The sequence below is a fragment of the Methanobrevibacter sp. UBA417 genome (assembly GCF_002508845.1).
In the GTDB taxonomy this organism is placed as follows: domain Archaea; phylum Methanobacteriota; class Methanobacteria; order Methanobacteriales; family Methanobacteriaceae; genus Methanobrevibacter_A; species Methanobrevibacter_A acididurans.
Map to the genome: position 1 here is coordinate 26965 of NZ_DAZC01000030.1, position 12186 is coordinate 39150.

Consider the following 12186-nt stretch of genomic DNA (forward strand, 5'->3'; position numbering starts at 1 on the left):
TTCTAGTTTTGGTTTTGTTTCTTTTTCGGGTTGTGTGAGAGTATTTTGATTGTCATCATTATTTATTTTTAAACTAGTTTTAACAATAGGATCTTCGATTTTGAATTTTTCCTTTTCTTCCTCTTTTAAAGGGGTTATTGTTTCAACTTCATTATATGTAGATTTTGATCCTTTTTTAAGAGAAGCAGGTTTGTCATTTGAGTTTTTAATTAAATTGTCATTGAATTCACTAATTTTGTTTTTAAAATCTGTTGTTGGTTCACCAATAGTATCTTTAACTAAGTCTTTTGCAGAATATTCTTTTTTATTATTATTATTTTCCCCGGTAAACATATTTTTAAATGAATCTGTTAAAGAATCATCATTTTCAATATTTTGTGTTTGTTGATATGAATCAATTTTTTCTTCTTTTTTATTAAAATTAAACATTGAACTTATATCTTCAGTTTCAGGAAGTTTATTTTTTTGATTTTTAAGTTTATTTATATATTTAGTTGTATTGAGTCCGTTTGTTGGCATTTCAGTTTCTATTTCTTTGTAATACTTTTTTACCCAAACAATAGAGCCAATACCGATTATTGCTATTATTAAAAGTAAAACTACTGTTAGTGAATTCATTTATTTTTTCCTCACACATTTTTTATAAATTTATAATTATATTTTATTATAATTATTATAAAATATATATTTTATTTATTTTTAGAAAAAAATATTTTTTTTAGGAACTTTTTTAGAAACTTTTTTAACAAAAAAAATTTATAATTAAATATAGTATATATAATAAGCAAATTTATTATAATATTATATTTTAGATTAAAAAAAATTTTATAGGAAATGAATTTAGATGGTAGTAAAAATTAATGAAAATTATCTTTTAATACAAAATAGTTACCTTTTTGTGGAAGTAGAAAGACGTGCTAATAAATATCAGGAAGAAAATCCTGATAAAAATATAATTAAAATGGGTATTGGTGATGTAACAAAACCTTTAGCTAAAACTGTTGTAAAAGCTTTTAAAGATGCAGTTGAAGAAATGGGACATTCTGACACTTTTCATGGTTACGGTCCTGAACAAGGTTATGATTTTTTACAAAAAGCAATTATTGATAATGAATTTAAACCATTAGGCGTCAATTTTGATTTAGATGAAGTTTTTATCAGTGATGGCGCAAAATGTGATACAGGAAATATACAAGAAATTTTTGGTATAGATAACACTATTGCTGTAACTGATCCTGTTTATCCAGTATATGTAGATACTAATGTAATGGCTGGAAGAACTGGACCTATAATGGATAATGGAATGTTCGAAGGAATTGTATATTTACCTTGCACTGAAGAAAATGATTTTGTCCCAGAACTTCCAAAAGAACCTGTGGACATTATATATTTATGTTTCCCAAATAATCCAACTGGTGAAACTCTTACTAAAGAACAATTAACAGTATTTGTAAATTATGCAATAGAAAATGATGCAATTATTCTTTTTGATGCTGCTTATGAATGTTTTATTCAGGAAGAGGATGTTCCACACAGTATTTATGAAATTCCCGGAGCAAAAAAAGTTGCAATTGAATTTAGAAGTTATTCAAAAACTGCAGGATTTACTGGAACACGTTGTGCATATACTATTGTACCAAAAGACATTGAAATCACAGCATCTAATAAAGAAATTGTAAAATTAAATGATTTATGGAATCGTAGACAAACCACTAAATTCAATGGAGTTTCTTATCCAGTTCAACGAGCAGCAGAATCTATTTACACAGAACAAGGTCAAAAAGAAATCAAAGAAAATCTTGCTTATTACAATGAAAATGCTAAACTTATAAGAGAAAGCTTTTTAAAAATGGGATTAAACACTTATGGTGGGGTTAATAGTCCATATGTTTGGGTTAAAACTCCAGAAGGTGTTGATTCATGGAAATTCTTTGATATATTACTTGAAGAAGCAAATGTTGTTGGAACCCCAGGTTCTGGATTTGGTCCAAGTGGTGAAGGATATCTTAGATTAACTGCATTCAATACACATGAAAACACAAAAGAAGCAATGGATAGAATAAGTAAATTATCCTTCTAAAAATAATTGAATTATAGGATTTGATAAAATGGTTAAAGGCATAGATATATTAGAAAAAAAAGATGATTTTAATGATATTTTCACTAAAACAGGTACAATGGCTTATGAAAGACAACAAAATTTAAGTGAAGTTATAGGTGAAAATAATTGCGAGATTAATTTTGAAGATGGATTATTAGTTTTTCCAGATAATGAATTTCCAATGCAAATTATAGGATCATTATCACAAAAAGAAGAAAAATGGTCATGGGCTTGGGATAATGATGATGTTGGTTTTTTACAAATTTTACTTGAAGATGTAAATAAAATCAAGAAAATTGGTGAAGAATATAATATTCCTGAATTTTCTAACAGCATTTTAACTAATGTTAATATTGATGTAGCTCATATTTTACTTATGACTGTTGCACCTTTAGTTGATGCAGATGCATATTATGCAGTTGATGCAGGGGATTTAATTTTATTTGTAACTATTCATTCAGATGAAATACCTACTAATGAAGATTTAGATAAGTTTTCTCATAATTATAACGATTTCCAAATAGATTATCCCGTAAATGCAAGAAAAGCATTAAAAGGTTATACTATTCTTAAAGGTTATGAATTTGTAGATAGAGAAGACTTTTCAATGGCTAAAACTGGACAACAAAGAGTTATTGTCGGATTTTCAGATCGTGGAAAAGTTACTAATATTCAAACAATGAAATAAAAAATAAATTAGTACCAAATTTAAGGGTTAGTTGTTTATGAATGTAGAATTGAAAGAAGAAATAATATATGAAATTAGTCTTCTTGTTAAATCTGGATTCTATGCTCCTCTAGAAATTAATGAGATAATAGAAGAACAATTCCTAGATGAAGATGTTAATCTTAATCAAATAGATTTAATAGTTAAAGAAGAATTAGAAAAACATATTGAAGATTTGAAAGATTGTAAGTTTAAATTTTTTAGAAGTTTGAATAATAGTTTTATAGATTTAACTAAAAAAAACATTGTCCCTATTCATAATGCAGGATTTGACTTTGAAGAGGGGGTTAATGATGCATTTGAAATTTATACTCATCTTGTAAATAATAAATATGATGCTAAAGGTTTTGTTTTCTACTCTTTTTATGATATAGAAGATTGTATTAATGATAATGAATTATATTTAACTTTTGGGGATTATAAACAAAATAAAAAATTAGCTCTTAAAATTGGTAATGAAATTGTGGATTCATTAAAATTTAATAATTTAAATGTTAAATGGGATGGTAGTCTTGATGAAAGAATTTGTATTAAACCATTTAAATGGATGAAACATTTTGATGAAGATTTCACTTATGGGATGGAAGGAGCCGTTGAAACTTATATAAAAATTAATTTAAAGGATTAATATCATGGAAAAAAAGTCATTAAATCTAATTGAAGATATAATATCTACTGCTGGACGATGGACATGGCTTGAAATATCTAATGATGCATTATATTTTGAATTTAAAGATGTTCAAATCTTTAATCCCAAAAATGATACTAATAAATTTGAAGATTCTAGTAGTGAAATAGCTATAAGATTTGGTGAAAATATTTTTCTAGCTATTTTCTATAATGATATTAAAGATGTGGAATTTTTAGGACTTTCAAATGATTTACAAAATTTAATGAAATCTGATACAATTAATTTTAAAGATAATCTAATGAATTTTCATAAAGAATTTTCATTAAAAATAGTGAAAAATCAATTTAAATTTCAAGATCGGGATTACCTTAAAGCAATAGCAAATTTTTATGAAAATAAAAAAATACTTGTTGAAAATTACGAAGAGGGTAATAATGGTTATGATTTTTTATTATGTTTTACTGTTAGTAATGTAAGTATTGCAGTAGGAGGTAATAATATTCATTTTTTCAATGATTTTGAGCAGTTAACTGGTGAAGATATAAAAAATTTATCTAATAAATGGTGTTTGTACTATTTAGATTATTGGAATAAAAAAGGGACAAATGAAGAATATTCTTTTGATTCTATATGTGAAGAATTCCCCCTTAATTTATAATAAAAATAATTTTTTTGATTAATATGAAAAATACAGATAAAGGATATAATTATTTGAATGTTTCAAATGATTTTTATGGTGAAACTCCAAGCCCCAAAGCTATTGAAATAGCGGATTATGAGTTTTTTTGGGATTGTGTGGATCAATTAGCACCTTTTGGTTCTGATGAAGGTTATATGGCTTTTGTTGAATTATGTGATTGGAGAGAAGATAATCCCAATGCTCCTCTAATTGAGTGTTTTAATTGGATTTTAAATAGTTGGGATTTAAATTTAGAGGATTATAATGAAGAAATTCTTGAAGATTCTAATATAACTAAAATTATTAAAGATAAAAGTTTTGATGAAGATTTAATCATGCTTGATGTTACAATTATTGCAACAGCTTTTGGTCAATTAATTTTAGAAGGAAAAATTGATGCTGATGTTAAGAATATTGTTCAATTAGCAGTTCTTCGTCAAATGAATCATTTAGTTTTAGATGAATTCTTAGGATATAATGAAGAATGGAAATATGATAGGTATAAGTATCTTCAAATTCTTTTAGACATATTGAAAATTGCATAATTTTTAGGTTAATTTTATAAAGGTTTAAAAATATATTAATTGTTTGGTGTATTAATTATAATTATATGTTAATGTAATTGATTATCATTTAAGATTTATGAATTTATTAAGATATTTAAAAAAATTTTTTTTATCATAAAATTTTTTTTAGGAGATTTAAATAATGACTTGTAGTATATTAGTCGGTGGAGCTTGGGGAGATGAAGGTAAAGGTAAATGTATTACTTACCTTTGTGATAACGATAAACCGAAAGTTATAGCTCGTGCAGGTGTAGGTCCAAATGCGGGTCACTCTGTTGTTTTAAATGGAGAAAAATATGGTTTAAGATTAATTCCTTCTGGTTTTGTTCAAAGAGATGCTCAACTTCTTATTGGTGCTGGTGTCTTAGTGGATCCTGAAGTATTTTTCCATGAATTAGAATATTTAGATAAGTTTGATGTTAAAAGTAGAACTCTTGTTGATCCTCGTTGTAGTATGATAACTAAAGAAGATCGTGATCGTGATCGTGGTTCAGAACATTTATTTAAAAAGATTGGCAGTACTGGTTCAGGATGTGGTCCAGCAAATAGTGATCGTGTTTTAAGAATAGCTGACATGGCTAAAGATGTTCCAGAACTTCAAGATTATTTGACCGATGTTTCTGTAGCATGTAATGATAATATTGATGCTGGTGAAGATGTTTTTATTGAAGGTTCTCAAGGTTTTGGACTTTCATTATACTATGGAACTTATCCTTTTGTAACTAGTAAAGATACTACTGCTAGTACTTTTGCTGCAGATGTAGGTGTAGGTCCAACAAAAATTGATGAAGTTATCAATGTTTTTAAAGCTTATATTACTCGTGTTGGTGAAGGACCATTTTCAACTGAAATAAATCAGAATAAAGCTGAAGAGATGGATATTGAAGAATATGGTACTGTTACTGGTCGTCGTAGAAGAGTAGGTCTTTTTGATTTTGAGTTAGCTAAGGAATCTTGTAGAATTAATGGTGCTACTCAAATTGCTTTAACTTGTGTTGATAGATTATATCCTGATTGTGCACGTACACAAGATTATGGTACTTTATCTGCTGAAACTAAAGATTTCATTGATCAAATTGAAACTGAAACTGGTGTTCCTGTAACTATTATTAGTACTGGTCCGGATTTAGTTGATACTATTGATTTAAGAAGTGAATTATTATAGATTTATAAATTTTATGAATCTATTTTTTATATTTTAATTTTTTTTATTTAATAAAATTTTTTTGTAATGTTATTATGATATTACATAAAATTTATTAATAATGTATATTTATAGTATAATCATGAAGGGTGTTATTAATCCTGAAGTTAATTTGCCTGATGAAAAAATTGCAATGGCTTTTTTTAGGAGCATACGTTGGGTTCATGGAGTTTACTGTCCTAAGTGTAAATCCTATGATATTAATAATCGAGGAATTCAGGGGAGAGTTCGTAGATACTCTTGTAAAAAATGTGGAAATAATTTTAATGATTTTAGTGGAACCTTTTTTTATAAAAGTAAAATCCCTTTAGGCGTCATGTTGTATATCTTATTTAATATGAATATTAAAACCGTAAAAGAGTTAGTTGCGGAAACTGGTTATAGTAGACAGTGTATTAGTCGCATAACTAAATTATTTAGGGATAAATTATTTGATAATCCTGAATTTTATCATAATGAAAAAGAAATTAATAATGATATTGAAAAGAAGATGTAAGCTTATTAGTCATTATTATTTTATGCCTTAAACTATATTTGATATTGTATATTTGTCTTTTTTTAATTTATTTTAGTATTTGTCTTTCAATCTTTTTTTAAATTAATGTTCTTTCTTTTAATAATAAAATATATTTATAATTTGATTTATATAATAAAAAAATATATTATTTTGCACTATTATATTAACTAATACTATTTTATCTTTTTTAAAGTATTTTATTATCATATGCTTATGTAATTGTAATATTAAGATTACACTAAATTTTTTTATCAAAACTATTATATATCTAATGTTTTATTATAATATATTAATAATGATTTTATGTAAAAATTTAATTTTTTTAAAAAATTTAATTTCTCTCTCATTATTTTAAAAAATTTTTGGTGATATAATTGAATAAAAAGACTATAATTGTAGCTATTATTATAATTGCAATAATTGCAGTTTTTGGAGCTTATTTTTATATGAACTCCCAAGATGATGGAACTGTAAATATTGGTTACTTACCATCTGATCATGATGCTGCATTATTTGTTGCAGATGCTCAAGATAAATACCAAGCTGAAGGTATTAAAACTAATCTTGTACAATTCAACAATGGTGGAGATTTAATGACTGCTATGGCAAGTGGGGAAGTTGATGTTGGTTATGTTGGAATCACTCCAGTGTTATCTAGTATTCAAAAAGGTGTTCCTGTAAAAATAGTATCAGCAGTTCAAACTGAAGGTAGTGGACTTGTAGTGAGTTCAAATTCTAGTATAACTAGTATTAAAGATCTTAAAGGTAAAACTGTAGGTACTCCAGGTGAAGCTTCAATACAAAATATGTTACTTAAATATGCTCTTCAAAAAAATGGTATGAATGAAAGTGATGTTAAAATATCTGCAATGAAAGTACCAAGTATGAATGATGCTATTAAAACTGGTAAAATTGATGCTATGATGACTTATGAACCTTATGTAACTATGGCAACAAGTCAAGGTTATGGGAAAGAAATTGCAGATTCTAGTAATATTTTACCTAACCACCCATGTTGTGTAGTTACAGCAAGTGATGATTTTATTAATAACCATCCAGATGAACTTAAAAAGATAGTTGAAATCCATGCAAATGAAACTAATTATATTAATTCTAATGTGGATAAATCTGCAGAATTACTACCTTCTGATATAGTAGCTAATTCTACTGTTGAAAAACAATCTTTAAATAAACTTCACTTTATAAGTGGATTAAGTTCTGATTATAAAGATAGTGTAAGATCTTTCATGGATATTGAAGTTCAAATGGGATTATTAAAACAAAAATTGACTGATAATCAAATTTTCTATGATATTAATGGTACTAATAGTACTAAATAATATCATAATTTTTACTTTTTTAATTTTTAATTTTATTACTTGCTTTATAATATAAAGTTTAAATTAATTTAACTAATTTTTTAATTTTTTAGGTTTTATTTGAGTTAAATTTCTGTTATTTTATTTTTTTTAATTAAAATTTAATTTAAAGAATTTTGTAAGAGTTTCATTTATTAATTACTTTTAAATATTAAAAAGAGCTAAGTTATATTCGTATATTATAAAATTTTTAAAAAAATTATTATTGATGATTTAATGAATAAAAAGAAAATTATAATTCCAATATTATTGCCTGTAATAGTATTAATATTCTGGTATGCAATAACAGATGGCTTAGGCTTAATAACACCTTATGTTTTACCTGGGCCTATAGAAGTTTGCCAATCAGCTTTTACTGCAATTATTAATGGAAAGTTATTACAAGATACTATTGATACATTATTTAAAGTATTTTTAGGTTTAATACTTGCATCTATAGTAGCTATACCTTTAGGTGTTGTGCTTGGAAGTAGTGAAACATTAGAAGATTTTTGTAGTGTTATTATAAGTATATTACGTCCTATACCTCCTGTTGCTTGGATTCCTTTCAGTATTTTATGGTTTGGAATAGGTACCGTTCCTGCAGTATTCATTATCTTCATGGGTTGTGTTTTCCCAATTCTTGTTTATACCTTAGATGGTGTTAAAAGAACTCCTAAAGTTCTTGTTGAAGCAGCTCAAACTCTTGGTGCTAATCGTTGGAATGTTTTACGCCGTATAATTTTACCTTCAGCAGTTCCTTACATAGTTTCTGGGTTAAAAGTTGGTGTAAGTATTGCTTTAATGTGTACAATTTCTGCAGAAATGATAGGATCAAGTAGTGGTTTAGGTTATTTAATTTTAACATCTACAAACTTATTTGATACTGGAACAACTGTAGTGGGAATGTTAACTATTGGTATTATCGGAATAATATTTGATTATGTATTTAGAAAAGTTCAAGATCAAATATTTTGGTAGAATGAATAATATTTCATTAAAATAAATTTTATAGGGGAATAATATTTTGGTAATTCAAGTAAAAAATGTAAATAAATCTTTTAAACAAGAAGATGGTGATATTCTCCATGTTTTAGATAATATTAATCTTGATATAAAAGATAGGGAATTTATCTGTTTATTGGGTCCTTCTGGATGTGGTAAAACTACTCTTTTACGTATTATTGCAGGATTAGATGAACCTGATTCTGGGGAAGTTAATGATAGTGCTGGTTTAATTAAAGGTCCTTCACGTGATAGAGGTTTTATTTTTCAACAGTACTCATTGTTTCCTTGGATGACTGTATTGGATAATGTTGTTTTTGGATTGAATATGTGTTATCCTGATAAAAAGGAAGAAAATTTGGAATCTGCTAAAAGATATCTTCAAAGAGTAGGTTTAGAAGATTTTCAAAATAGTTATCCTTATCAATTATCTGGGGGTATGAAACAAAGAGTAGCTATTATTAGATCTTTATTAAATCATACTCCTGTTCAATTAATGGATGAACCATTTTCTGCTTTAGATATGCAAACTAGACATACTTTACAAGAACAATTAATTGGTGTTTGGAAAAGATTTGATACTACAATTGTTTTTGTTACTCATGATGTTGATGAAGCGGTCTTTTTGGCAGATAAAGTTGTTGTTATGGATAAAAATCCTGGGCGTGTTAAAGATATAGTTTCTATTGATTTGGAACGTCCTCGAAAGAGAGAATCTACTGAATTTTTAAAAATTCAGGAGGAAGTAATGGAATCTCTTGGTGTTCATGATATGGAATGACTATATATTTTTTTTTATTTTTTTATTTTTTTTAATTTGAAATTCTTTTTTTAGTATATACTTTTATTAGTTAAAAAAATCTAATCCTATTTTATAAATGATTTAATTAATTAAAATAATTTTTATTTAACTGATTTATGGATTAATTATTCTAGTTATAATATTTTAAACAGTGATTTTAATGACAGGAAAAGTAATATTTATTGGTGCAGGTCCTGGAGCTCCAGATTTAATAACAGTTCGTGGATATCAAACTATACAAAAAGCAGATTGCATAATATATGCAGGTTCATTAGTAAATAAAAAAGTATTAGATAACCGTAAATCTAATGCAAAAGTTTTTAATAGTGCTGAATTAAACTTAAATGAAATAATAACAATAATGGAAAAAGCAACAAATGAAAATAAATTGGTTGCAAGGGTACATACTGGAGATCCAAGTATTTATGGTGCTATTGCAGAACAAATCAGATTATTAAAGGAAAAAAGTATTGAATATGAACTTATTCCTGGAGTTAGTTCAGTATTTGGTTCAGCTGCTGCATTAGAAAAAGAATTAACTTTACCTGAAATTTCTCAAACAGTTATAATAACAAGACCTGAAGGAAGGACACCTAAACCTAAAGATGAATCATTAGAAAGTTTAGCATCTCATCATGCTACAATGTGCATATTCTTAGGTGTGGGTATGATTGATAAAGTAGTGAAAGAATTATCTAAAAATTATCCAATTGACACACCTGTTGCAGTAGTTAAAAAAGCCACATGGCCAGACCAAGAAATTGTTAAAGGAACTTTAAAAGACATTGCAATTAAAGTAAAACAAGCTAATATTACAAAAACTGCAATGATTATTGTAGGGGAAGTTTTAAATCCTATAAATTTTAATGATTCTAAACTTTATGATGCAACATTTGCACATGAATATCGTGGCAGTAAAAAGTAACCAAATTTAAGGAAAAAAATTTAAAATGACTTTAATACCATATATAAATCCCTTATCTGATGAAAGTTTAAAAATTGTTTCACAAAATAGTAATTTAAATGAAACATTTGAATATAACAATGACTTAGTGGATACTATAAACCGTAGTTCAAATCAAAATTTAGAACCGAGTCATGTGCCTATAAGTATTGGAGATTTAGCGGTAAAAAGAATTAATTGGTATATTGAACGTAAAAATAATAAAAATTATAAACTTTCAGATTATTCTTACCTTTTTAATAATGATATATTGAAATTTGATGTAATTGCGTTTCATATGTTGGCACAAGCAGTAGCTACTAAATTTAATATAAGTTCTAGAGAGACTAAACTCTTCATTGAATCAGAAGGATTATTAATTCTTGATAGGTTAAATCGTTTGTTAACTAATGAAAGACAAGATATGGTCGATTCAATTTTAAAACAACTATCCATAACACAGGGTTCAAGATGGACTATATTAAAAGATATTATTAATAATCGTAATTTAGCTTTGACTAATTTATGTATAAACAATGGAGAAATAATTTTAAGTAAAGAAGATTTTTTGGATGTTTATAGTGATAAATTTCATAATAGACGGCCTGAAAGCATGTATGATATGTTAGTTGGTGAAAGTCTTAAAGAACAAATAGTTTCTAATATGGTAATGTTAAATACTGAGAATTATATTAAAATGATTAAAGAAAAATCTTCTTTTGTAACTATCCATTCTAATATTGAAAAATTAGGTGCTGATGTAGAAAAAACTATTTCTGAAGAAATGACTAAATATAGTACTTTTTATGCTAATGCAAGTAATTTTAAAATAGGAAAATTAATTAGAGAAGCATTTCCGCCTTGCATATATAATACTGTAAATGGAGTATCTTCTGGTGGTCGTAATGATGCTATTGTTTTACTTTTAACTAGTTTTGTATCTTATGCTCGCCTATATCCTGGTATTTTTGCAAGTGAAGGTGGTGTGAAAGTATCTGATATAGATAAAAATTTGGTTATTACTGAAAATGAAATTTTACCTTTAATTTATGAAGCTGCAGATAATTGTACTCCTCCATTATTTGAAGATCAACCCCAAGAAAAGATTAATATTATTTCTAAACTAGGATTTGGTATGCATGATAGTCCTGATTTAAATCATGAAGGTGAAACTAAATGGTATACTCCAATGAGTTGTGAAAAAATAAAGATGCACCTTCCTCAATTATGTAAATCTGATAAAGATTGTAAAAAAATTAATAATCCTTTAAGTTGTTATGGTATTAAAAAAAATAGATTAATTAGGGAAGGTAAAATAAAAGAAGAAGAAAAAAAGAATTAATGAAAGAAAGTCATGCTTTTTTAGTAATTATCACATTCATTGTTATAATTTTGAATTATACTGTTTTCCCAATCATTATAATTCATGAATTTATACTCTTCTATGCAATCTGCTAAAATATTAATTTTACGTTCTTCTTCATCAATATCCTCTTTTTCACAAAATTCACTTAATAAATCTGGAGAATATTTATCCTTTTTTCTATCCACATATTTCAAGAATTTTTCATATTCCTCTTCGTTAAAGAATTTTTCTGGAAGAAATAGTTCATCTTCCGCTTCTATAGTAAAAATTTCAACATAATTTAAATT

The 12186-nt window shown here is 26.3% G+C and carries 13 protein-coding genes and 1 pseudogene; 12 read left to right on the top strand and 2 right to left on the bottom strand.

The window, feature by feature from the left end:
* The coding region (locus BP769_RS06710) for a hypothetical protein (RefSeq protein ID WP_413825816.1) at positions 1 to 618 on the bottom strand (618 nt) is incomplete at its 3' end.
* 226 nt (positions 619 to 844) lie between these two features.
* On the opposite strand from BP769_RS06710, the gene BP769_RS06715 reads away from it, so the two are divergent.
* From BP769_RS06715 to BP769_RS06770, 12 genes are all read left to right on the top strand, one after another.
* Complete coding sequence (locus tag BP769_RS06715) at positions 845 to 2080, top strand: LL-diaminopimelate aminotransferase (protein ID WP_409198781.1); 1236 nt, start codon at positions 845 to 847, stop codon at positions 2078 to 2080.
* Between the two features lie 28 nt (positions 2081 to 2108).
* Entirely contained in the window at positions 2109 to 2789 is a 681-nt protein-coding gene (locus tag BP769_RS06720) for a DUF6882 domain-containing protein (RefSeq protein WP_413862325.1), read from the top strand.
* A gap of 37 nt (positions 2790 to 2826) precedes the next feature.
* Positions 2827 to 3456, top strand: coding sequence for a DUF6891 domain-containing protein (locus BP769_RS06725; RefSeq protein ID WP_413825814.1), 630 nt, complete (start codon positions 2827 to 2829; stop codon positions 3454 to 3456).
* Positions 3457 to 3460: 4 nt separating this feature from the next.
* Positions 3461 to 4117 carry a hypothetical protein gene (locus BP769_RS06730; protein WP_409198784.1) on the top strand — a complete coding sequence of 219 codons (657 nt, stop codon included), beginning with the start codon at positions 3461 to 3463 and terminating at the stop codon, positions 4115 to 4117.
* 53 nt (positions 4118 to 4170) lie between these two features.
* The gene (locus BP769_RS06735) at positions 4171 to 4683 is read left to right on the top strand and encodes a hypothetical protein (protein ID WP_413862327.1); all 513 of its coding nucleotides are present in this window, start codon (positions 4171 to 4173) and stop codon (positions 4681 to 4683) included.
* 163 nt (positions 4684 to 4846) lie between these two features.
* The gene (locus BP769_RS06740) at positions 4847 to 5869 is read left to right on the top strand and encodes an adenylosuccinate synthetase (protein ID WP_409198786.1); all 1023 of its coding nucleotides are present in this window, start codon (positions 4847 to 4849) and stop codon (positions 5867 to 5869) included.
* 121 nt (positions 5870 to 5990) lie between these two features.
* Positions 5991 to 6404, top strand: a complete 414-nt coding sequence (locus BP769_RS06745; RefSeq protein WP_413825809.1) for a transposase — start codon at positions 5991 to 5993, stop codon at positions 6402 to 6404.
* 395 nt (positions 6405 to 6799) lie between these two features.
* Positions 6800 to 7765, top strand: coding sequence for an ABC transporter substrate-binding protein (locus BP769_RS06750; RefSeq protein WP_413862329.1), 966 nt, complete (start codon positions 6800 to 6802; stop codon positions 7763 to 7765).
* A gap of 255 nt (positions 7766 to 8020) precedes the next feature.
* Positions 8021 to 8764, top strand: a complete 744-nt coding sequence (locus BP769_RS06755) for an ABC transporter permease (RefSeq protein ID WP_413862331.1) — start codon at positions 8021 to 8023, stop codon at positions 8762 to 8764.
* Between the two features lie 46 nt (positions 8765 to 8810).
* Positions 8811 to 9569, top strand: coding sequence for an ABC transporter ATP-binding protein (locus tag BP769_RS06760; protein WP_409198790.1), 759 nt, complete (start codon positions 8811 to 8813; stop codon positions 9567 to 9569).
* Positions 9570 to 9750: 181 nt separating this feature from the next.
* Positions 9751 to 10515: a precorrin-4 C(11)-methyltransferase gene (cobM, locus tag BP769_RS06765; protein WP_413862333.1), complete on the top strand. Its 765-nt coding sequence runs from the start codon at positions 9751 to 9753 to the stop codon at positions 10513 to 10515.
* Between the two features lie 25 nt (positions 10516 to 10540).
* Positions 10541 to 11875: a DNA primase gene (locus tag BP769_RS06770; RefSeq protein WP_413862334.1), complete on the top strand. Its 1335-nt coding sequence runs from the start codon at positions 10541 to 10543 to the stop codon at positions 11873 to 11875.
* A gap of 20 nt (positions 11876 to 11895) precedes the next feature.
* Here the strand turns inward: BP769_RS06770 and BP769_RS06775 are convergent.
* A pseudogene (locus tag BP769_RS06775) lies at positions 11896 to 12186 on the bottom strand (hypothetical protein); the annotation flags it as partial.